The organism is Psychrobacter sp. S4(2024) (genome assembly GCF_036861305.1).
In the GTDB taxonomy this organism is placed as follows: Bacteria; Pseudomonadota; Gammaproteobacteria; order Pseudomonadales; family Moraxellaceae; genus Psychrobacter; species Psychrobacter cryohalolentis.
This window is the reverse complement of the sequence record NZ_JAZAQR010000001.1, coordinates 251,711-275,629: the sequence shown is the minus strand read 5'-3', so window position 1 is coordinate 275,629 and position 23,919 is coordinate 251,711. Positions and strand designations below refer to the sequence as shown.

The 23,919-nt window shown below is 41.6% G+C and carries 20 protein-coding genes; 8 read left to right on the top strand and 12 right to left on the bottom strand.

Going from position 1 to position 23,919, the window contains the following annotated elements:
• Positions 1-8: 8 nt before the first annotated feature.
• The 6 genes from VLA57_RS01170 to VLA57_RS01145 form a co-directional block, all read right to left on the bottom strand.
• Entirely contained in the window at positions 9-452 is a 444-nt protein-coding gene (locus tag VLA57_RS01170; RefSeq protein ID WP_181210060.1) for a ClpXP protease specificity-enhancing factor, read from the bottom strand.
• Between the two features lie 126 nt (positions 453-578).
• Entirely contained in the window at positions 579-1,193 is a 615-nt protein-coding gene (locus tag VLA57_RS01165; RefSeq protein ID WP_333954093.1) for a glutathione S-transferase N-terminal domain-containing protein, read from the bottom strand.
• A gap of 202 nt (positions 1,194-1,395) precedes the next feature.
• Complete coding sequence (locus VLA57_RS01160) at positions 1,396-2,109, bottom strand: cytochrome c1 (RefSeq protein ID WP_011513911.1); 714 nt, start codon at positions 2,107-2,109, stop codon at positions 1,396-1,398.
• Complete coding sequence (locus VLA57_RS01155; protein WP_011513910.1) at positions 2,109-3,314, bottom strand: cytochrome b; 1,206 nt, start codon at positions 3,312-3,314, stop codon at positions 2,109-2,111. The genes VLA57_RS01160 and VLA57_RS01155 overlap by 1 nt, the downstream gene beginning before the upstream one ends.
• A gap of 22 nt (positions 3,315-3,336) precedes the next feature.
• The gene (gene petA / locus VLA57_RS01150) at positions 3,337-3,921 is read right to left on the bottom strand and encodes a ubiquinol-cytochrome c reductase iron-sulfur subunit (protein ID WP_011513909.1); all 585 of its coding nucleotides are present in this window, start codon (positions 3,919-3,921) and stop codon (positions 3,337-3,339) included.
• A 431-nt stretch (positions 3,922-4,352) separates the two neighbouring features.
• Positions 4,353-6,299, bottom strand: a complete 1,947-nt coding sequence (locus tag VLA57_RS01145; RefSeq protein ID WP_149409547.1) for an ATP-binding cassette domain-containing protein — start codon at positions 6,297-6,299, stop codon at positions 4,353-4,355.
• A 199-nt stretch (positions 6,300-6,498) separates the two neighbouring features.
• Between VLA57_RS01145 and VLA57_RS01140 the strand changes: the two genes are divergently transcribed.
• From VLA57_RS01140 to VLA57_RS01130, 3 genes are all read left to right on the top strand, one after another.
• Positions 6,499-6,780, top strand: coding sequence for a SlyX family protein (locus VLA57_RS01140; protein WP_333954091.1), 282 nt, complete (start codon positions 6,499-6,501; stop codon positions 6,778-6,780).
• A 220-nt stretch (positions 6,781-7,000) separates the two neighbouring features.
• On the top strand, positions 7,001-8,224 hold the full coding sequence (locus tag VLA57_RS01135; RefSeq protein WP_333954090.1) for an OmpP1/FadL family transporter: 1,224 nt from the start codon (positions 7,001-7,003) through the stop codon (positions 8,222-8,224).
• Positions 8,225-8,591: 367 nt separating this feature from the next.
• A complete protein-coding gene (locus VLA57_RS01130) occupies positions 8,592-10,106 on the top strand; it encodes an outer membrane protein transport protein (RefSeq protein ID WP_333954087.1) in 1,515 nt (504 codons plus the stop codon).
• A 425-nt stretch (positions 10,107-10,531) separates the two neighbouring features.
• On the opposite strand, the gene putP is transcribed toward VLA57_RS01130, so the two are convergent.
• Complete coding sequence (putP, locus tag VLA57_RS01125) at positions 10,532-12,031, bottom strand: sodium/proline symporter PutP (RefSeq protein WP_011513904.1); 1,500 nt, start codon at positions 12,029-12,031, stop codon at positions 10,532-10,534.
• A 537-nt stretch (positions 12,032-12,568) separates the two neighbouring features.
• Positions 12,569-13,441: a LysR family transcriptional regulator gene (locus VLA57_RS01120; protein ID WP_020443718.1), complete on the bottom strand. Its 873-nt coding sequence runs from the start codon at positions 13,439-13,441 to the stop codon at positions 12,569-12,571.
• 321 nt (positions 13,442-13,762) lie between these two features.
• Here VLA57_RS01120 and leuC point away from each other — a divergent pair, with 321 nt between their 5' ends.
• The 5 genes from leuC to VLA57_RS01095 all read left to right on the top strand — a co-directional run bounded on the left by leuC (position 13,763) and on the right by VLA57_RS01095 (position 19,597).
• Positions 13,763-15,181, top strand: coding sequence for a 3-isopropylmalate dehydratase large subunit (leuC, locus tag VLA57_RS01115; RefSeq protein WP_020443717.1), 1,419 nt, complete (start codon positions 13,763-13,765; stop codon positions 15,179-15,181).
• A 47-nt stretch (positions 15,182-15,228) separates the two neighbouring features.
• Entirely contained in the window at positions 15,229-15,879 is a 651-nt protein-coding gene (gene leuD / locus VLA57_RS01110; RefSeq protein ID WP_011513901.1) for a 3-isopropylmalate dehydratase small subunit, read from the top strand.
• 174 nt (positions 15,880-16,053) lie between these two features.
• Positions 16,054-16,800, top strand: coding sequence for a hypothetical protein (locus tag VLA57_RS01105; protein ID WP_201532066.1), 747 nt, complete (start codon positions 16,054-16,056; stop codon positions 16,798-16,800).
• A gap of 90 nt (positions 16,801-16,890) precedes the next feature.
• Positions 16,891-17,994 carry a 3-isopropylmalate dehydrogenase gene (leuB, locus tag VLA57_RS01100; protein ID WP_333954083.1) on the top strand — a complete coding sequence of 368 codons (1,104 nt, stop codon included), beginning with the start codon at positions 16,891-16,893 and terminating at the stop codon, positions 17,992-17,994.
• A gap of 427 nt (positions 17,995-18,421) precedes the next feature.
• On the top strand, positions 18,422-19,597 hold the full coding sequence (locus VLA57_RS01095; RefSeq protein WP_333954080.1) for a L,D-transpeptidase family protein: 1,176 nt from the start codon (positions 18,422-18,424) through the stop codon (positions 19,595-19,597).
• A 183-nt stretch (positions 19,598-19,780) separates the two neighbouring features.
• Here VLA57_RS01095 and infA read toward each other — a convergent pair whose 3' ends face one another.
• From infA to VLA57_RS01075, 4 genes are all read right to left on the bottom strand, one after another.
• A complete protein-coding gene (gene infA / locus VLA57_RS01090; RefSeq protein WP_010199824.1) occupies positions 19,781-20,002 on the bottom strand; it encodes a translation initiation factor IF-1 in 222 nt (73 codons plus the stop codon).
• 124 nt (positions 20,003-20,126) lie between these two features.
• Positions 20,127-20,969, bottom strand: a complete 843-nt coding sequence (gene truA, locus VLA57_RS01085; protein WP_333954079.1) for a tRNA pseudouridine(38-40) synthase TruA — start codon at positions 20,967-20,969, stop codon at positions 20,127-20,129.
• A gap of 33 nt (positions 20,970-21,002) precedes the next feature.
• Positions 21,003-22,088, bottom strand: a complete 1,086-nt coding sequence (locus tag VLA57_RS01080; RefSeq protein WP_333954078.1) for an asparaginase — start codon at positions 22,086-22,088, stop codon at positions 21,003-21,005.
• 141 nt (positions 22,089-22,229) lie between these two features.
• Positions 22,230-23,915, bottom strand: coding sequence for a FimV/HubP family polar landmark protein (locus VLA57_RS01075; protein ID WP_333954076.1), 1,686 nt, complete (start codon positions 23,913-23,915; stop codon positions 22,230-22,232).
• Between the last annotated feature and the right edge of the window lie 4 nt (positions 23,916-23,919).

Genomic DNA, 23,919 nt, shown 5'->3' with positions numbered 1-23,919 from the left:
ATATTTTGTTATTTTAATACTTTTAAACCGGCTTTATTATCACGTTTGGGCTTAGGAGCTGCTACGTTTGTTTTAGAGCTGCTACTCGCAACAGCATCGTCTTCAGGCACATAATTGTCATATTCATTGGGGTCAAAAAACATCCCTTGAGAATTCTCTTTTGCATAAATACCCAGCACTGCTGTGAGCGGTACCCAGATCTCTTGTGATACACCGCCAAATCGCGCACTAAAATGAATGTAGTCATTCTCCATACTCATATTACCAGTGGCACGGCTAGCAATATTGAGCACGATACGACCATCTTGCACATGCTCTTTTGGAATTTGAACATTATCGGCGGTTGCATCGACCATCAGATACGGCGTAAGCGCATTGTCTTCTATCCATTGGTACAAGGCACGTATCATATAAGGACGTGTTGGAGTAATAGATGTGGTTTCTTCGCTCATCTTTGGCTTCCTATATTGACGGTATTAAGTAAGGGTTAAAAGGTATCAGCGGCAAAAGATTATTTGCAGAAATTCATTTGCGCTTCATTATTTGTTATTTTAAGGCAGCATTTGACTGTTGTCTAATTAACGCACGCTTTTTTGAAAGCTATCTCGCTCAAAGACCCGTTTTTGATAGTCAAACATAGGGCGACTGATAGCGCGTGGTAGCTCAATGTCCATCTCTTCCAATCGCCATAATAAAGGTGCTAGCAGCACATCACACCAGCCAAACTCATCTGCCATAAAGTAAGACTTGTGCGCAAATAATGGTGATATAGTGATGAGCGAATCGCTCAGCTGTTTTCTAGCCATAACCGCTTGAGCTTTATTAAAGCTGTCTGGATGCATAAGCAATCGCTTACCGAGTGAGAGCCAATCACGCTGAATACGCCATGCTAACTGGCGAAATTGTGCCCGCTCTTGTGGCGTCTCAGGCAAGAGCTTATTGGCATGATAACGCTCTTCAAGGTACTCAAAGATGACGTTAATCTCATAAAGCGCAATCTCACGCTGCTGTAGGACAGGTAAAGTATGATAAGGGTTTAGCTCGGTTAAATCCTCAGGACGCTCAGAATGCAAACGTGATAAATAATAAGCGAGCTTCTTTTCTTCAAGCAATAGGCGCACCACATGACTGTCGTAGCCGTCATCAGCGTATAAAATTAGCTGACTACTTGGAATGTCATTCGCATCAATCATGAAAGCCTAATGTTAATAGTAAAGCCTGCCATCGTAAACAATGTTGCTGTGTTTATCAAGGTAGCGTACGTAAACACTGTCGCTTAAAAAATTGGCGCTTAGCTCGCTTTTGTGGCTGATTTATAAATGTTTAAAGCATAAAAAAGCACTACCGAAGCAGTGCTTTTTTTATACTAATATCTTGCTCGATTATCAATATCGCTTATTTGATATCTTTCCAGAATTCTTTATTAAGCAAGTAAACTGGAATCAATAAGACAAGTAAGAATAAAATCACAAAGAAACCAATCACTTTACGGTCATGACGAACAGGTTCTGCCATCCATGCCATAAAGTTAACCAAGTCACCTACTTCAGATTCGAACTCTTCCTGACTCAGCTCTTCTTGCATGTTATGCAAAACGTGAGGCATTGCCGCATTTGCGAGGACTAAGTTATTAGCACCCCAAGGACGGCTTGGATCTTCGTAAAAAGACAATAGGTAAGTGTAAACCCAATCATCGCCGCGCAGTCTGGTTTCAAGCGACAAATCTGGAGGAGCCGCGCCAAACCATGAGGCTTGTACTTCAGGGTCAATCTCAGCATCGATATGATCACCGATCTGATCGGTCGTCACCATCAAATACTTTTCGACCAGCTCAGGTGGAATCTCTAAATCTTTAGCGATGCGTGAGTGACGAACGTACTTGGCTGAGTGACACCCAGCACAGTAGTTCATAAACGTCTTAGCACCGTTTTGTAGTGAGCCCTTATTGGTAAAATCAATAGGCGCTGTACTACAAGCCAAATGCTCTACAATGCCCTCAGCATTGGTAAACGTACCGCAGCCACTACCTGCTGCTAGAGCGCTACCAGCAGTCAAAGTTAATGCCGCGCCTAAGCCCAAACCTGCTAGGGATTTAATTAGCGTGCTCATTAGTGACCTCCGGTAACGCGTTCTGGTGGCTGTTTACACTTCTCAATGGCAGTGTAAAACGGCATCAATAAGAAGAACAAGAAATACAATATGGTAAAGATACGAGCCATTATAGTTGCTGTTGGGGTGGTAGGTGTCGCACCTAAATAACCCAATACTAAGAAACTAATAGCAAACACGGTTAAAGCGATTTTAGATAAAATGCCTTTATAACGTATCGAGCGTACTGGCGATCTATCAAGCCAAGGTATTAAGAACAATACGGCAATAGCAGCACCCATCGCAATCACACCACCAAGCTTATCAGGAACGGCACGTAAGATGGCATAGAAAGGCGTGTAGTACCATACCGGTGCAATATGCGCTGGTGTTTTTAGTGAGTTTGCAGTTTCAAAGTTTGGTGGCTCAAGGAAGAAGCCGCCGCCTTCTGGGAAGAAGAATACCACAGCAAAGAATAAGATAAAGAAGACAACAATACCAACCATATCGTGTACGGTGTAGTACGGATGGAATTCGATACCATCTAATGGCACACCGTTTTTGTCTTTTAGCTTCTTAATGTCAATACCATCAGGGTTATTAGAACCCACATGATGCAGAGCCACTAAATGCATAAAGACTAAGCCGACAAGTACAAGCGGAATCGCCACAACGTGTAGAGCAAAGAAGCGGTTTAGCGTGATACCTGAAATAATGTAATCGCCACGAACCCATTCAGCAAGACCATCGCCAATGACTGGTAGAGCCGCAGGTAGGTTTAGAATAACCTGAGCACCCCAGAACGACATGTTGCCCCAAGGAAGTAGGTAACCGAAGAAACCTTCTGCCATCAATGCTAAGTAAATACCCATACCGATAAGCCAAATAAGTTCACGCGGTTTTTGGTATGAACCATATAGCAAGGCTCTGAACATATGCAAGTAAACAACTACGAAGAACGCAGATGCGCCAGTCGAGTGCATATAACGGATGAGCCAGCCACCCTTAACATCACGCATGATATATTCAACAGACGCAAATGCCCCTTCGGCACTTGGGTTGTACATCATTGTTAGCCAAATACCAGTCACCAATTGGTTGACCAGCACGACCATTGATAACACGCCAAAGAAGTACCAAAAGTTAAAGTTCTTTGGTGCATAGTACTTTGACATATGATATTCGTAGGTTTCAGTCGCAGGAAAGCGCGCGTCCACCCAATGCATTAACTTTTTACCCATGCTCATATTAAGCCTCCCCAATCGTCAAGATGGTACCATCCATGTTGTACTCTGGGATAGGTAAGTTAAGCGGTGCAGGTACGCCACTATAAACGCGACCCGCTAAATCGTATTTAGAGCCATGACAGGGGCAGAAAAACCCGCCATACCAGTCATTACCACCTAAATCGGCTGCGCCAACATCAGGACGGTAGTTTGGTGCACAGCCTAAATGTGTACAGACGCCTTCTACCACCAATACTTCTGGTGAGATAGAGCGTTCAGGATTTTTACAGTACTCAGGTTGCAAAGAGGCACTAGAATCAGGGTCAGACAATAATGGCTTTACTGACTCAAGCAACGTCAGCATCTCTTCAGTACGCTTAACCACAAAGATGGGTTTGCCACGATATTTGACGACAATCATCTGTCCTGCTTCGATAGAACCAATATCTTGGGTCACTGCTGCACCAGCAGCTTCAGCTTTAGCACTTGGGGTCCAAGAGCGGACAAAAGGTGTTGCCACAGCAGCTACCCCAGCTGCACCAATTACGGCAGTCGAGGCAATCAGAACTCTACGGCGTTGTACGTTAACGCCTTCGGCATGGCTCATTAATACTTCCTCCAGGTGAATGAAATGGGATTATCCCACACTGGGTTTGTGACTTAGAATAGAAACAATTATCAAGCCACGTTAGCTGTGCCTAATTTTGCTAATTGTTGCTATTCTAAGCTATTTTGGTCATAAAATAAATTATTGTGTTAAAAATAAAGCAACCTTGATAGGGCACGCTTCAGCGTTAAACAAAGTAATTAAGACATAACACCTTAATTATCAATGTTTAATAACAGCTTTATATCAACAAAAATGTTATAGATAATGACCTTATAAATGATAAGGGTATTCGGCAATAGCGAATGATACTTGAAATTACGACAATGTTCACTAACTTTCAGCACATCACTACTTTGTAAGTCGCTGTGACGCTATTATCACCACTTTATATTATAAAATGATGATAATTACATGCATAAAGATTTAGATTAGCTCTCAAGCGTATTCCAGCGTTCAAGCTTAATCATCATCTCATCTTCAATGGCAAGCAGTCGCTCACTAGCAGCTGTTGCCGCATCAAAATCTTGATTAAACCAAGTACCGTCGGCTAGCTTTTCTTCTAGTTGCATTTGTTCCGCTTCTAAAGCAGCGATCTCTTTTGGTAACGCATCAAGCTCACGCTGGTCATTAAAGTTAAGCTTTTTAGCAGCAGTATTAGGTTTCGCTACTGCTGCTGATTTATTAACAGATTTGCTGTTGGCAGTAGTATTACTATTAGAAGATTTAGCTGCTTTAGAAGCTTCTTCGCGATTCTTTTGTACCAAATACTCTTGATAGCCGCCGACATACTCGCTGACCGTCCCTTTGCCATCTTCATCAGTATCAAATACCCAAGTAGAAGTGACGACATTGTCCATAAATGAGCGATCATGGCTAATGAGCAAAATCGTACCACCAAAGCTGGCGACTGATTCTTCTAGTAGCTCAAGTGTCGCCATATCCAAGTCGTTGGTTGGCTCATCGAGTACGAGGATATTTGCAGGTTTTAATAATTGCTTAGCAAGTAGCACGCGGTTACGCTCACCACCTGATAATGCTTTAACGGGCGTACGGGCACGCTCTGGCGCAAATAAGAAATCTTGTAGATAGCTCATAATGTGCGTCTTACGACCGCCGACTTCGACGAAGTCAGAACCTTCTGAGACGTTTTGCGCCACACTGGCTTCCAAATCTAACTGATCACGCAGCTGGTCAAAGAAAGCAATTTTTAAGTTAGTACCTAATTCAACGCTGCCTGTTTTGATCACATCATCGTCTGACATATCGAGTAGGGCTTTAATAAGCGTGGTTTTACCTGCGCCATTCGGACCGACGATACCGATTTTGTCACCGCGCATGATGGTAGTGCTAAAATTGTCGACCAATACATGGTCATCATATTGTAGGTGTAGATTTTTGACTTTGCAGACCAGCTTGCCGCTTTTCTCGCCTTGACCCATGGTAATATTGACATTACCGACTTGCTCACGGCGGTCGCTACGCTCTTCACGCAACGCTTTGAGCTCACGGACACGACCTTCGTTACGGGTACGGCGTGCTTTGATACCTTGGCGAATCCAAACTTCTTCTTGTGCCAATTTTTTATCAAAGTTGGCATTGTTCTTCTCTTCAGCTAGTAACTGTAGTTCTTTTAGCTCTTGATAGCGTGCATAACCACCTTCACCTTGAGTGACGTCATAGCTGGTCAATTGACCACGGTCAAGCTCAATGATACGAGTCGATAATTTATTCACGAATGCTCTATCATGGGTAACGAACAATAATGTCAGACCTTGCCAATCTAATAAAAAGCGCTCAAGCCACTCAATGCTATCAACGTCCAAATGGTTGGTCGGTTCATCGAGAAGCAGTACATCAGGTTTAGTTACTAACGAGCGTGCTAATAAAACACGGCGCTTACGACCACCAGATAGTGATGATAAGTCATCGTCTGGATCGAGACCCATTGTCGTGATAAGACGTGTTGCTTCGCGCTCTAAATCCCAACCATGTACCGCATCGATATCATGCTGCAAGTCTGCCATACGCTCGCAGGCATCCATGTCACCATTGGCACATAAATCAGTTTGCACATTATAATTAATCAGCAGCTCGGCAGTGCGTTTGCTGCCACCCATAACGATATCTAAAATTCTACCGCTGGTTTCAGGTACATCCTGCTCGAGCATAGCGACGCGTACACTATTGTTAATAATAACTTCGCCGCTATCAGGCAACAATGTGCCATTAATCAGTTTAAATAAGGTGGATTTGCCTTCGCCATTGCGACCAATTAAACACACGCGCTCGCCTGAATCGATAGCAAAGTCAATACCATCAAGGACAGGAGCGACGCCAAAGGCTAAGTGAATATCTTTTAAATGTATCAGTGCCATAGAGTATCTTAAGCTTATATAATAGTGAGGTAGGGGTTGTTGCAAAATTTGTAGCAGTATAACATGCTGCCACGTAACTGTAGCGTGCGTAAATAGATTTATCAGCACGATTTTATGACGATTAATTTATTAAGCAATGTAGAACATCTTATCAAGGCTTTAGCCATCGTTAGCCATAGCATCTAGTATTGAGAAAAATATGAATGAAGCAAATCCAAAAAATAACAGTGTATCCAAGCCGCAAATCGACAGCTTAGCCACACAAGCTGATTTACAATTACAGTTAGTCGAACTGCAGATGAATATGTCTCATCTTGAGCTGACCGTAGAACGCCTTGACGACGTCATTACTCGTCAAGACAAACATATCCAAACGCTACAACGACAATTACAATTTATTTATAAACAAGTTGAAAGCCAAGATGAAGAAGCAGGCGTGGCACCTTTTGACGTTATGGCAGACAGACCACCCCATTATTAACCATAATATGCCATACATAAACAGCGACTAAACTGAATTATTTTGAATGAATTTATATGTGTATTTTCGAATAAAACTACCTTGCAGTGACTATCCAGTCATATTAGAGAAATAATGTTGTTTTAGTGTATTAAAAACATTAGTATCCTTCCCCTTAAGTACCGTCTACCTAACAAAGTTCGGGATAGCGGTAAACAACGTGGATGTTTGGAGATACACAATGGGCGCAAATTTTAATCTTAAAACCCTCACGGTAGCTATTGCTACTCTTTCTATTGCTAGTGTTGCGAGTGCTGCAGGTCTTGATCGTTCAGGTCAAGATATCACGGCGTTTTTACAAAATGGTGTATATGCTGAAGCGGTTTATACCTATATTGATGGCGATGTCACTGGTAAAGATTCGTCAGGTAAAGAGATTGATGATATTGCTGAGTCTTATGACTTTTTTCGTTATGGTGTAAAAGCGGATATCAACGACACTTTTAGTGTTGGTGTTTTATATGACGAGCCTTTTGGTGCAGCAGCTGACTATAGTGGTAAGAATGACTTTGTAGATCAAAACCCTCTTTCACCTAGAAATGGTGAAGGTACCAATGTTGAAGTTCGTACTGAAAGCATCACTGGCATTGTTGGCGCAAAACTTGGCGAAAATAAGAACTTCCAGGTATATGGTGGTCCAGTAGCTCAACGTGTGAAAGCCAATGTGAAATTGCGTGGAACTGCTTATAGTATCGCTAATGGTTATACTACCAATATCAGTGCTGATCAGGACTATGGTTGGTTAGCTGGCGTCGCTTACAGTAAGCCTGAAATTGCCTTACAAGCTGCTCTAACGTATCGTTCAGAAATTGAGCATAATACACAGGCTGCAGAAATCTATCCTTTCGCTCAGAGAGTTGGTCTTTCGCCAAATAGAATCGATAATATTGAGATCACTACCCCTGAATCAGTGAATTTTGATTTCCAAACGGGTATTAATCCTACGATGCTAGCTACAGCAAAAGTACGCTGGGTACCATGGAGTGATTTTGCGATTACACCATCATTATACAATGAGACTAGCCAAAAATTAGCAGGTCAGCCTGGTATTCCTCCTGAAGGGTTAGATTTGGTTAGCTATGATAAAGATCAGTGGCAGGTTGAATTAGGTCTTGCTAAACGTCTAACACCAGTATTAGCAGTGACCGGTACGGTTGGCTGGGATAGTGGTGCTGGCAATCCAGTTACGTCACTAGGTCCTATTGAAGGTTACTATAGCGCTGGTCTTGGTGCAAAGTATAATTTGACCGATAACTGGGCTATTTCTGCTGGTGGTAAATACCTGTGGTTTGGTGATGCCCAAGGTCAGATACCTAGTAAAACTGTTGTCAGTAACTTTGAAGATAATGATGGCTTTGCTCTTGGTGTAAAATTATCTTATCAAGCCAAGCAAAATTTTAACTAAGCGCTTATGCCTTTACTTTAAATAATACTGTTTTAACAATTTTAAAAGCGATCCTTAAGGGGTCGTTTTTTTATGTATTAAATTAAAAATCTAGAATTACTAACTATTAGATTTAAGTTTGCTAAAATTACAATTTATGAATTACTTTATGAATATTTGTTTTGTATTTTTGTTCGTTTGCTTTAGGTCTAGATAAATGTACTGAACAGTCATTATTAAGAAATAAAGTGTTTTAAGTGTTGTTTTAGTGTCAAAAAGTGATTACTATTCATTCAGGACGTCGTTTACATAAGTTTATATTTTAAGCAACAATGCTGAATATGAGTTATGAAAATGATTTAACAACTAGGATGTTTGGAGATACCCAATGCGCGCTACTTTTCATTTAAAAACTCTTGCTGTAGCGATAGCTACTCTTTCTATAGCCAGTATGTCTAACGCTGCAGGTCTTGATCGCTCAGGTCAAGATATCACAGCATTCCTACAAGATGGCACCTACGCTGAAGCAGTCTATACCTATATTGACGCAGACGTTAGTGGCTTTGATAACAGACGTGTTGCTAGTGATGATGCAGGCTATATTCAAGGTAATAGTACAGGTGATATCGCTGAATCTTATGACTTCTTTCGCTATGGTGTAAAAGCAGATGTTAACGATACTTTTAGTGTCGGTATCTTATATGATGAGCCATTTGGTGCTGCTGCTGCTTATACTGGAGATAATAACTTTACTGGTGCGCCAACTGCAGCAATAGATGGTCTTATTGCACAACAGCTAGATGGAAAAGTTCCAGGGCAAACGATTACTAGCGCTGCAGGACTCGACACATACGTTAAAGGTGTGCAGCAACAGTTGGAAGCAGGAAGACAACAAATCAGGCAAGGTGAAGCAGCAATTGCAGCAAACCCAGCTCTTGAACCCGTTTTACGTCCTCAAATCAATGCTGGTAAAGCGCAAGTTGCTGCTGGTGAGGCGCAATTGGCTCCTTTAGTGGGTTTAAATGGTTACGCTGCTGGTCAACTTGCCAATACTGAAGGCACGAATGTTGAAGTTCGTTCTGAGAGTATTACAGCTATCATGGGCATGAAACTTGGCGCCACTAAAAACTTTCAAATCTATGGCGGTCCAGTCGCTCAGCGTGTGCAAGCTGATGTAAAATTACGCGGTAGCGCTTATGGACCTGCTACAGGTTATACTTCACATATCAGTCCAGATCAGGACTATGGTTATATAGTAGGCGCTTCCTATAGTAAACCCGAAATTGCTTTAAAAGCGGCACTTACCTACCGTTCAGAGATTGACCATGATATGAATATTTCTGAAACATATCCATTAGCAGGTCTATTAGCGGGTAATCCGGCTGCTGCAACTCAAACCAATACTATGGAAATCACCACTCCAAAATCGGTAAACTTCGATTTTCAAACAGGTGTTAATCCAACAACTTTAGCCACTGCAAAAGTACGTTGGGTGCCATGGGGCGACTTCAAAATTACTCCACCTTTGTATAATGAAGTAAGCAAAAACAACCCTGCATATGGTCCTGATGGCTTAGCCTTAGTAGAGTATGACGAAGATCAATGGCAAGTAGAGCTTGGTATTGCCAAGCGTTTAGCGCCAGCTTTAGCGGTTAGTGGTACGGTTGGTTGGGATAGCGGTGCTGGTGATCCAACAACGTCACTAGGTCCTGTTGATGGCTACTACAGTGTTGGTTTAGGTGCTAAATACAATGTTACTCCTGAATGGGCGGTATCAGCCGGTGGTAAATACTTATGGTTCGGTGATGCCAAAGGTCAATTACCAACCAAACAAATCGTTGGTGATTTCCAAGATAATGATGGTTACATTCTTGGTATGAAGCTTTCTTATCAAGGAAAGTAAAAAGTTATTATAGACAACTGAGTTAGACATAAGAAAGCGATCCATTAAGGGTCGCTTTCTTATATATATGAATCGAGGAAAAACCTAATAGCTATTTCTATAGCTATAGAAATAGATAGAAACGGTACGTTAATATTGAGATTTGAATGCTATTTATATAAAGATTTACTACTTGCTATTATTAGGTAGTATAGAGATTTGCAAGAAGTAGCCTAGTGATACTGCATCTATTTAAAAATAAATAAGTAGTAACTGTCAGAGTAATAGACGTAGAGGGTTGCTAACTGCCTTTTTATCACGCAAATTGATGATATAGAGGCAGTTAGCATTGAAATAACCCAGTGATATTTAATCAGACAATAAAAAACCTCGTTACTATAACAGTAGCGAGGTTTTCTAATTTAACAGCAGTAATTAAAAAGTGCTTATTGATCTAAGTTCATTTCCATTTCTTTAAACTTCGCTGAGACTGAGGCTTTTGGACCACCTGTCATAATACTTACAGCAAAGATGGCAATAGTACTTAAGATAAAGCCTGGAACGATAGCGTATAACCAGCTATTTAGTGCCATACCATTCATCTGGAAAGGACCATAGATCCATAAGATGACAGTTAATGCACCAACGACCATACCAGCAACCGCACCGTTTCGGTTCATACCGCGCCAGATAAGACTGAAAATAACCAACGGTCCAAATGCCGCACCAAATCCTGCCCAAGCGTTAGAGACCAAACTTAATACAGAGCTTTCAGGATTAGAAGCCAGCAAAATAGCAACGACGGCGACCACGATAACTGAAAGACGACCGACCATTACTTGGCGGGCTTCTGGTGCGTCTCTATCAAAAAATAGCTTGTACACATCTTTGGTTAGTGAGCTTGATACGACCAATAGCTGTGATGAGATTGTACTCATGATCGCGGCTAAAATAGCGGCTAACAAGAAGCCTGAAACTAATGGCGTGAATAAGAACTGGGTGAATACTAAGAAGATAGTTTCAGGATCATCTAAAGTCATTGCTGTTTTTTGTACATAGGCACGACCTGCAAAACCAGTCATCAATGCACCAATTAGACTCACAATCATCCAGCTCATACCAATGTTACGTGCCGTTGGTATATCTTTGACTGAGCGAATAGCCATAAAGCGTACAATAATATGCGGCTGCCCAAAGTACCCCAAACCCCAAGCCATTAACGAAACAATACCAAGGATCGTCATACCACTGGTGACATTAAGTAAGCTTGGATCAATGTTCCTGACCGCCTCAGTTGTGGCTGAAATTCCGCCAAGATCAGTGAAGGCTACAACAGGTACGATAACCATCGCAAATAGCATGATAATGCCCTGTACAAAGTCAGTCATTGACACTGCTAAAAAGCCGCCAAATAGAGTATAGGCGACAACCACACCAGCAGTCACCCACAAACCTGTGGTATAAGATAAGTTGAGTGAGCTTTCAAACAGTTTACCACCACCAACTAAGCTAGCTGCTGTATAAACAGTAAAGAATAAAATAATTACAACTGCTGAGATAACACGCAGCATATGCGACTTATCTTCGAATCGATTTGCAAAGTAGTCAGGTAATGTGATGGCATTATCTGCAATTTCAGTGTAAACACGTAAGCGCGGTGCCACGATGATATAGTTTAAAAATGCACCCAATGTCAAACCGAGGGCAATCCAGATACTCACGACGCCATCGGCATACATATAACCCGGTAAACCAAGTAATAACCAACCGGACATGTCTGATGCGCCAGCGGATAAAGCGGTTACCGCAGGACCGAGACTACGACCACCAAGCATATAGCCTTCGGTATCATTGGCTTGCTTAAAATAAGCATAAACCCCAATCCCGATCATCACTAAGAAATAGGCGCCAAGTGATATCAGCACGCCACTAGAAACTCCGTTCATATAAATAGTCCTTAACCAACGTTGTTGGCTGTCATTATTTTTAACGAGAAAAATTAAGTCTTGCAAGACGATGTTTAGAAACAATATCTAAAGACAAAAAAAGCCATTAAGTAGGACATAATGGCTTTTATTCAATATCTTCTGTTAGTTTTATATGATTGATGCTGTTTTAGGACCAATACTTATCAAACAATGTTGTATAGAAAAGGGCAAATATACTTCTGTGTTGCTATGTTAAATGCCATCATCTCTTCATCACTTGCCAAATATTAGTCGCTTATATAACCAATCATTTAAAACCATTAAACCTACTGTTTACTATCATATATTACTAGAGATGTTCAATATATGATTATCAGTGCCAGTTGGGTAAAATTATGTTATAAAAAACGTCAGAGGCATTATAACGTATGAGCGTCATAAATGCTAACTCAGTATCTTTCAGCGAGTAATATTTTAGAAAGTTATTTTATCTTAGCTATCCAACCACACTAGACTAGGAGTTTTTATTGAATGACCTGTTATTTCATAGCACCGTTATTCAATGGGTGCTAGCAAATCTAATAGTGCAGTTACGCTGTTTGATTGGGTCAGTTTTGGGTTAATTACCACGCCTAAATGACGCTGTAATTCGATATTATCTGCCATATCAATACGCTCTAAGTCTTGGCTAATCATCGTTTGCGGCAATACTGACCAACCAAGTCCTACAGACACTAGCATCCGAATAGATTCAAGTGGGTTGGTGCTCATAGTGGCATAAGGCTTTAGATTGTGTTTGGCAAATTCAGCCAAGGTAATTTGACTGGTAAAGGTATTGGCAGATGGCAAGATAGCAGGGTAACGTGCCAATTGCTCTAGTGTCACATTAGATTTACTGGCCAAAGGTGATAAGGTACCAGTCATAAAGTAAAGTGGATCTGACCACAGGGTATGATAGGTTAAACGCTTGTCATAAACGGGTGGTAGGGTCAAAAAGGCTAGAGATAAGTCACCATCAAGTACCGCTTTATGTGCGGTTTCTGAATCGACGAAATGTACCTCTAGCTGTACGGCAGGATAGGCTTGGATAAAATGCTTAAGAACAGGGGCGAGATGGTGTAAGCCTATATGATGGCTAGTACCAATGACAAGTTTGCCGGATACAATATGCTTAGAGTGCTGTAGATTGATTTTAAAGTTTTCGTAGTCTTCAAGCCATCGTTTGGCATGAGGTAACATCTCACTGGCTGCTTGAGTTGGGACAATACCGCGACCCACCGTATCAAATAACGTGATATTAAACTCATCTTCTAAGTTTTTGATGCGTTTACTGACCGCAGGCTGAGTAATAAAAAGCTTTTCTGCTGCACCCGAAATACTACCTGTATTCATCACAGTCACGAATGTCGTCAAATTTGTGGTATTCACACCGATGTCCTTAGCTACATAACGAGCTATAAATAAAAGTTGGCTGACCCAATCATAATGTATTAGAAATAAAAGTTTGCAACTATGAAAGAATCATCAATTATTATTATAGGATTAGCCTGCTATAATCACAAGACATCGAAACGTATTTTAGACATATTTATTGTATTTACTTGATAATCTGCGCCATAAATCTTATTTTAGGCATCTATTATCGCAACCATTAGTAAGTAACAGATAAAACCATAGCAAACTATGGTCCTAGTACTAGGGTTTTAGTAAATGAGAATAAAGTCATTAGCCACTAAAAAGGATAGCAATATGGCCGGTCAAACGTTATATGACAAACTTTGGAATGCTCACGAAGTCACCAAGCGTGATGATGGTTCGAGCCTGATTTATATCGACCGCCATTTGCTACATGAAGTAACAAGTCCGCAAGCATTTGAGGGTTTGGAGTTGGCTAATAGAGCACCGTGGCGTCTGTCGGCTAATATTGCAAGCCCTGACCATAATGTACCGACAGTCACTAAAGAGCGCTCAGAAGGTGTAGCAGGTATCAAGGATAAGGTCTCGCGCTTACAAGTACTGACCTTAGATGAAAACTGCAGCAAATTTGATATCGCTGAGTTTACGATTAATGATGCTCGTCAAGGGATCTTGCATGTCGTCGGTCCTGAGCAAGGCTTGGTATTGCCTGGTATGACAGTTGTTTGCGGCGACTCGCATACTGCCACGCACGGAGCACTTGGCTGCTTAGCACATGGTATCGGTACCTCTGAGGTTGAGCACGTATTAGCAACCCAGTGTTTGATTCAAAAGAAATCAAAGAATATGCAAATCCGCGTCACGGGTGAGCTTGGCGCTGGCGTAACCTCAAAAGATGTGGTGCTTGCTATCATTGCAAAAATCGGTACTGCTGGCGGAACAGGGCATGCGATTGAATTTGCTGGTCAAGTATTTGAAGACATGAGCATGGAAGGTCGTATGACCGTCTGTAATATGGCGATTGAAGCGGGCGCACGCGTGGGTATGGTTGCAGTCGATGATACGACGATTGACTATGTTAAAGGTCGTCCATATGCGCCGAACGAGTCACAATGGCAGCAAGCAGAAGCTTACTGGCGTACTTTTTACTCAGATGATGACGCTGTGTTTGATAGCGTGATTGAGATTGATGGTAGCCAAATTGCACCGCAAGTATCTTGGGGTACCTCGCCTGAGATGGTGGTTGATATCACACAGTCAGTGCCAACGCCTGATCAAGCGATAGATGAAGCACAAGAAGAAGGATGGTTGCGTGCTTATACCTATATGGGTTTGGAGGCGGGTCAAAAAATTACCGATATTCAGCTGGACCGTATCTTTATTGGCTCTTGTACCAACTCACGTATCGAAGATTTGCGTGATGCCGCAGCCGTGATCAAAGGTCGTAAAGTGGCTGATACTATTAAAGAAGCCATCGTCGTTGCGGGCTCTGGACAAGTTAAATTACAAGCAGAAGCAGAAGGCCTAGATGCTTTGTTTACGGATGCAGGCTTTGAATGGCGTGAGCCTGGCTGCTCGATGTGCCTTGCGATGAATGCTGATAAGCTTGAACCACAAGAGCATTGTGCTTCGACATCCAATCGTAACTTTGAAGGTCGACAAGGCAATGGTGGTCGTACGCATTTGGTCAGTCCAGCAATGGCTGCGGCAGCGGCATTGGCGGGTCATTTTGTGGATGTGCGAACTTTTTAGTTATTACGCGTCATTTAATAATAAGCACAATATTGATAGGAAATACTATGCAAGCTTATAACACCCAAACAGGTATCGTTTGCCCACTTGATCGCGCAAACGTTGATACCGACCAGATTATCGCAAAACAGTTTTTGAAGTCTATTAAGCGTACCGGTTTCGGCGTCAATTTATTTGATGATTGGCGTTATCTGGATGAAGGCTATCCGGGTCAAGACAATAGCACACGTGTTATTAATCCTGACTTTATTTTAAATAAACCACGATATCAAGGCGCTAGTATCTTACTGGCGCGCCGTAACTTTGGCTGTGGCTCTAGCCGTGAACACGCGCCTTGGGCGCTTTCAGAGTATGGCTTTCGTACAGTCATTGCACCAAGCTTTGCCGATATTTTTTATAACAACTGTTTTAAAAATGGCATGCTACCGATTGTATTGGATGAAGAAATCGTTGATAGCCTAATGAAAGCCACGTTTGCCAACGAAGGCTATGAATTGACTGCAGATCTTGAGCGTCAGGTGGTCATCACCCCAACTGGCGAAGAGTATGCGTTTGAAGTCGATGACTTCCGTAAGCATTGCCTATTAAATGGTCTTGATGATATTGGACTGACGTTGCAGCAAAGCGATGCTATTAAAGAATACGAGCAAAAAATGATGCAAAAAACGCCTTGGATATTTAATGAAGTCAGAGCCTAGTGTTTAAGCATGAAATAAAACCGCTAATGGCAAACGATTAATAACGAATATGAATCGCCATAAAAACGAGCTTAGCGCTAATACAGCGTTGAGTTATGGCGACTAAGTGGCTAAAATGAACGGTAATCTATTCTTATATTATATATTTCCATCTGATAAATAGTAGCCACCATTATGAATAAAATACGTTTTGCGGTATGGACAAGTACAGCTATTGCCATAACCTTATTATCTGGTTGTCAGGCATTGACAGGCTATCAACAGATAGATAAAGCAGAAAGCGCAAAGGTATGGACGGGTACTATTAAGCCCATTGCTGGCGAGGTAAATATTGCCTGTGTCGGCACCTACCACTGTGAGATTGTAAAGATAGATCGCACGATGGTGATATCGCCTGAAAATCATAAACCTGTGAATGCCACCATGGTGGTTGCGATGAATGCTGTGAGCCAAAACAATAAAACTCGTACAGGAAGTAAGCATTCTCAAGCTGCTATGACGATGGATATGACGCCGCTTATTCATAATAATGCCATTAAGATTGTGCCATTATCAGCGTCTGCTATGCCAAATCTTATTAACTATTATGCTCGGGTCAAACCCGCTAAACGTGAAGTGCACGTTAATTTTTATCCAGAAAATAATCTAGGTTATGTCGAGCGTTTTGCTATGATTCATGACTTTGCTGGCCCCGGCACTTATCAGCTGCGTGCTTATCAAAAAAAGTCTGGCCAGAGCTCCGGTAGCTTGTTAGATACAGCATCGCCAGAGCCTTTATGTGTTGAGCTTTATCAAGGCAATACCGTGCAGCGCCGCTTTTGCAAGCAGATTGGCACTGAGCATCAAGGAGAGTTTGTAGAAGCCAGTATCGTTAAGGCGGCATCAGTGCCATCAAAAGTAAAGGTAAAAGCCAAAGTATAATTATTAAAAGCCTGTCGTTATTAGCTAAAAACAAAAGCAAGCATAAAATAAGTTATAGAAATATAAATTTACTCAACCTCAAGGACCAGTATGGCAACGATTTTAACATTAGCGGGCGATGGTATTGGCCCTGAAATCATGACTCAGGCCATTGATGTGCTGAACGCTGTCAATGATAAGTTTGCGTTAGGTTTTACCCTTGAGTCTGGATTGATCGGCGGTGTGGCAGTTGATGCAACAGGTGAACCTTTGCCAGAAGAGACGCTACAACGTGCACGCGCAGCAGATGCAGTGTTATTAGGTGCAGTTGGTGGTCCTAAGTGGGATGGTATCGAACGTAGCAAACGTCCTGAGCGCGGTTTGCTAAAAATCCGTAGTGAGCTTGGTTTGTTTGCCAATCTGCGTGTAGCCAAACTTTATCCGCAGCTTGTGAATGCTTCAAGCATTAAATCTGAGATTATTTCAGGCTTAGATTTGCTGATCGTGCGTGAACTGACTGGTGGTATTTATTTTGGTGAGCCGCGCGGTATTCGTACACTAGAAAATGGTGAGCAGCAAGGCTATAACACTATGGTGTATAGCACCAGCGAAATCAATCGTATCGGCAAAGTTGCTTTTGAATTGGCGCAAACACGCGCGCAAGCAGCAGGAACCGCTGCCAAAGTTTGCTCTATCGACAAAGCCAATGTATTGGAAGTTACTGAGCTTTGGAAACAGACGATGATTGAATTACAGCAGTCAGAGTATAGCGATGTGGCGTTATCTCATATGTATGCTGACAATGCTTGTATGCAGCTGATTAAAGACCCTAAACAGTTCGATGTTATGGTCACTGGTAATCTGTTTGGTGATATCTTATCTGATGAAGCAGCGATGCTGACGGGTTCTATTGGCATGCTGCCATCAGCCAGCCTTGATGAAGCGGGCAAAGGCATGTATGAGCCTTGTCATGGTTCAGCGCCTGATATCGCAGGACAAGATATAGCCAATCCACTAGCGACCATTTTATCAGTCGCTATGATGTTACGTTATACTTTTAAACAAGAAGCAGCAGCACAAGCGATTGAACAAGCGGTCAGTGATGTGCTTGATGATGGTTTACGTACGGTCGATATCTTGGATCGTAATGAAGCTGGACTTATACAAGTCGGTTGTCAGCAAATGGGGCAAGCCGTATTGGCAAAACTGATTTAATAGAGATTACTTTATCCTAATCTGAATTTTTGAAAATTTATAATAATGAACCCATAATTTGCTAAGCAAGTTGTGGGTTTTTTACTGTTCGCTTTTAATGTTAACGTCTTTAAACAGAAAGCTGCATAAAAGCATTTGTTTTAACACAGATACTGCAGTCTAATGCGCTTATTAACACAATGCTGTTATATGCTCACATGGGAATATGTCACCATAGCTTATCTATAACTGGTTTAGATAAATTAATATCTACTGGCTCAATCCACATTGTAAAATCAGTCCTATACTAGTCACAGGCTTTTTGACATGGACATATGGTATGTTGAACTAATTATATAATCCTAATTGGGCATTAATGGTAATAATTTTATAATTACTTATAAGTTGTTTGTAATAAAAAATATAACTTAACAAATTGGAGTAATACATGTATCAATTGACCAAAATCAGCACGGCAATCGCAGCGCTTGGTCTATCGACCATTTTATTTATGGGGCAAAGTATTGCAGTAACGAGCGATGTCAAAAATGACACGGTCGAAGGAAGTGCAAAAGGTACTGCCACTAAGAGCATAGAGTCCAATAATACAAATCAAGTAACTAGTAATAACAACGATGTCAGCCCAGTAACCAATGGCGTAAGTCAAAAAGTTGCTGGTAAAAGTAAGACAGCAGTATCGTTGAATAAGTATTTACCGACCATAAAATATACCACTGAAAATCTACCAATGGAGGCGCAAAAGGTAAATAGTGCTACTTGGAAACAAGGTATGAAGAGAAATCGTGATACTACCACTAAGCTGCAAGCTCTATTAAACTGGCATCAAAATGGTGTTGGTGCAGTTGATGGCTATTGGGGAAAGAACTCTCGTAAGGCGATGCAGGCTTTTCAGATGGCAAATGGGTTGGCAGTGACCGATACATTGAATATTGAGACGTGGCAGGCATTGACCAAGAATGATAAGCTTATGGCACAACCGGTATTGGTCAACTATCAGCTCACTGATGCAGATATCAATATAAAAACCACGGTTATTCCAGCAGGAGCAGAAGCCAAATCCAAGCTTGAAGGGATGTACTATGAAACTGTCATTGAAGGTTTAGCGGAAAAGTTTCATATCAGTGAAAGTTATCTTAAGGCGCTCAATCCTAATGCTAAATTTGCAGTAGGCGAAACCATTACTGTCTACAATCCAGGCAATCCTAATATCAAACCTGTTAGTCGAGTGGTTGCTGATAAGACTACCGAAACATTGTATGCATATGATGATAAAGGCATCTTGGTTGCTAGCTATCCAACCACAGTAGGAAGTACAGCGACGCCATCACCAACAGGTACGCATACAGTTGCAGTTAAGGTACACGAGCCCAATTATACTTATACAGCAGAGAACGGCAGCAAGTCTATTTTACCACCCGGTCCTAACAACCCTGTAGGTTCGGTATGGATTGGACTCAGTAAGCCGTCTTATGGGATTCATGGTTCGCCTGATCCTGCTCGTATCAGTCGTCAGGCATCAGCGGGATGTATACGTCTAACCAATTGGGATGCGCTTGCATTACTTGGGGTGATACAAAGTGGTGCAACTGTTGAATTTAAATAACGGCTAAATTTTAGACAAAAAAATACCGCTGATATCTAGCGGTATTTTTTATGGTAAAAAACATATTAACTTACTAAAATATGATAGGCAATAATGAGTAGGTTAGCAGTATCATTATTATTATCAGTTAAACCACTCAAGCATTATACATATGCTCTTATAACTATCTTAGTAGATAAGAATTTAGTTTTTACCACGGTAAGTAATGCGACCTTTAGACAAATCATAAGGTGTCATCTCAACCTTAACTTTATCACCAGTCAAAATTCGGATGTAATGCTTACGCATCTTACCTGAGATGTGCGCAATAATTTCGTGTCCGTTTTCTAAACGAACTTTAAACAAAGTATTTGGAAGGGTGTCAATGACTTCGCCTTCAAATTCAATAATCTCGTCTTTTGCCATAATTTGTATCATCAATCAATTTAAAATAAGCCCATATTATACGTAAGTTAGCAGATTAAAGCAATACGGAACCTGATTTTTACTTGACAGCCTGTAAGTGATATGTATGTCAGATTATATGAATTTAATCGGGAAGGTTGAGCCAAATAGGCGTGAGCGGCGCATCGGGCAGTAAGTTTTGAAAATGCTCAGGATAATAGGCATTAATGAAATACAAGCCATCACCTGAAGCAGTTGGTGGTGCGAGCGTCCGATTCTTTTTAGCCAAAATCTTTAAGAAGTCAGCCGGTTCTAACTCGTGTCTGCCGATAGCATATAACGTGCCCATCAGGTTTCGCACCATATGGTGCAAAAATCCATCAGCTTGAATATCGAAGACGATAAACTGACCATGAGTAAAAAGATTGGCATGGCTAATATGGCGCACGGGCTGATTAGATTGACAAGCGGCAGCACGGTAGCTACTAAAATCATGTGTACCAACGATATCAGATGCTGCAAGCTGCATGGCTTTTAGGTCAAGCGGCTCGTGAATATGTGTCACTTGATGGTTGAGGATGGCAGGACGCTGAGTTTGATTGAGAGTAACATAACGATAACGACGAGCAATTGCGGCAAAACGCGCATGAAAGTCAGCAGGCATCGGCTGAACCCAGCGTAAAGCGATATCATCAGGCAAAAGACTATTTACACCACGTAGCCAATTGTGCGAGGGTCGATAAGCATGAGTAACAAAATGGGCAATCATATTACCAGCATGAACACTTGAGTCTGTGCGCCCTGCAGCAATCACTTCTACTGGTTCATTGGCAACAGTACTAATGGCGGTCTCTAACGCTTCTTGTACGCCAAGTACCTCTCTTTGGCGTTGCCAACCATGATAGTGAGTACCCAAAAATTCAATAGCAATGGCTAAGGTATAGGTTGGACGCTTTGCTTCGTTACTTGCGTTTACGGATATGGTCATTTTGGAGTTTATACAAAGTTTATGAGTGATGGTTTAGCGTTTTTTGATACTGGTGCTCGTTTGCTGGACGTTATTTAACCAGCGTTGTCGACGCCTTGCTGGGCTATCGTAGCGTAGCAGTAACCATAGCAAGCGTGCATAAATGGCCGGAATGGTTAAACGACCGCCTGCAACCACTTGATAATCGTATTGCCAACTGCCCGCAGCATAAGTGTCACTTACGCCGCCAAACGGCGATTGGCTAGCGCATACGACCATATGACCTTTTTCATAAGCCAGTTGCAAGGCTTCTGCCAACTCTACTGAGTAAGGAACGTTGCCAGCACCATAGCCTAATAAAATAATGCCACAAGGCGGCTGTGATAATAAGGCGCGCAGCTGTTGGTTTAATGCGTCGGTTGCATTGGGCAAGCAGTACAATGCATGAACGTAAGCGTGCTCGGCACGAACTGCAATCTCAGCACTAATATCTTGTTGGTCATCAAGCCAATGCTGCCGATGAGTATCTGGCAAGCTTTTGACATAACTATTGGCAGGATAAGCCGCTCTAGAGTGACCAGTAAATGCCATAAAGTCATGGCTATGTATTTTTTGTACTGTTTGCGCTGGCCATGATTCGCCGCCGAAGGCAATCTTCACCCCAGATTCACCTGCACTTGCTAGCTTTAACGAGTCAGTAAGGTTGTTCCAAGCATCACTCTGTGCATCTACTTTATAAGAGTGCAGTTCCTCACTATCTAGGAGCGGACGCATACTACCAGTAACGACAATACAAATATCGCTACCTGCAAAGGCTTCTGCTAAGAACGCTCCCAAATAACTGAGTGTATCCGTGCCCGTAATTAACACAAAACGTCTACTGCCTTGTTGATATGCCGACAGTAAAAGCTGGTAAAAATGCACAAAATCACTGGGTGTAAACTGACTGCTGTCCTTAATTAGAGTATTGTGAAGCCAAGCAATGGGCGATAGATTAAGCGCATTATCCGATTCTGCCAGTAGTTGCTGCAAAGTTGGCAAAAAAACCTCTGCTGATAGCGGCGCTAATGGACGACCATAACTCCCAAAAGTGCCGCCAGCATAAATAAGTTGAATAGGTGCAGGGATTGTATTTGTCATAGATGAGTGCACTGTATTGGTTTTAAATTGAATAGACGATAGAGCAGAATTATTGAAAGAAAAGAGATAGAAAAAGCACCATTATTATAAATGCAGCGAGTATTCTAAGTGGCTAGAATACTCGCTATCACACCAGTCATTTTAAGCAGTGCGATCAAGCAATCGTTGTGCTTGCTGCTGCTGTTCACTATTGCCTTTAGCAATGACTTCATTGAGTAGGCGTTTGGCACTATCGTATTCGCCAAGTTGCACGTATTGACCTGCTAAATCTAGCGTGACTTGATTGCTATCTAAGGATTTAACAAAATCAAAATCTGCTGCGAACCGTGACGAAAAATCTTCAGTACTGCTAGTGTCAGCTGCAGGAGCTATATCAATAGCATTGTCGAGATGAGTATTGGCATATTCGCTATCAACTTCAACTGGCGTGCTTGCTGTTGTAGACTCTGATAAAGATAAAGAATCAAAGTCAAAATCATCGTCTATTACCGTATCATCATCGAACATCAGAGTAGTAGGGGCACTGCTAGAAGCGTCGGACTCATTTTTTATGATATCTATTTCTTCAGCGCTTGTATCTTCAATATTTGCATCTTCAATACTGATATCTTCGAAACTAAAATCTTCAAAATTATCTTCGACAATAGAATGCTGAATTTCTATTTGATCTGGCGTCTCATTCGACACATCATCACTGTGTAAAGATAAGGTCAGATGGTCATCATCTAAATAAATTGTCTCTGTTGTGGCAGGTGCATTATTGATAACGTTATTGGTATCGGCGTCACTGTTTAAATCTAAGACAAAGTCATCTTCTAATGATAGCTCATTTAAGCTGCTGTTAAAACTATCATCGGTAGCGTCATCGGTAGCGTCATCGGTAGCGTCATTGGTGGGAGCCTCTATAGATGCAAGACTGTGCTCAGATAACTCAAAATCAAAATCGCTGTCAGTACTAGGGCTATTATCAGTGTCGCTGTCAGTGTCTATAACCACAGTTGCAGGCGCAAAAATATCTTCATCTACTACATCAAGCGTGGTGACAGATACCGAGTTATTACTAGTATGGACAGGTTTATTAGTGCCATCTTCTAAATCACTCAGACTAAGATCAAACGCTTGCTCAATATCATCGAAATTATTATCATCAAAAGCATTCGAAGCTGCTAAGGTTTCATTAGTAGCCTCTGACAAGTCGTTTTTGTATTCAACATTTTGAACCGTATTAGTATCAAGGACGGGACTATTGCTGCTCGCTTTATTGGTCGGTAAATCGAAATCTAAACTTTCAAATCCAGCGTTTTGATTATTATTTGCTAATATACGTTTTTCAAATTTAGCGCTTTGACTATTATCTGCTGGCAATGTTCGCTTATCGACTTGGTTTTGTTCTTCAGTCAGCAAAGCTTTTAACTCATCAGCTTGTGCGATACTTTTGTCATCATTATTTGCTTTAATAGCATCATAGACTTTATTAAAATTCTCAGACTCATCTATCGTGGCATATACCGCAAGGAGCTTGAGAGATAATTGGCTATCATTTGGCTTTTCGCTTAAGCCGCGATTGAGCGTTTCAATCGCTTTATCATAGCGCTGTTGGTCCATAAAACGTTGAGCAATCTCAATATGATCAAACCTTTTCTCATGATTGATAGCTGTTTGAGTAGGCGTACTTCTAGAAGCAGCATGCTTCGATAAGGGCTCAATTTTGCCAGTATTTGTACTCAAATGCTCTGATGGCTTTTGCGCTTTGTTTTTGCGCATGACCAAGACCGCAACGAGTAAAATAACCACCAATCCGGCGATGATATATAGCATATTGTCCATAGTT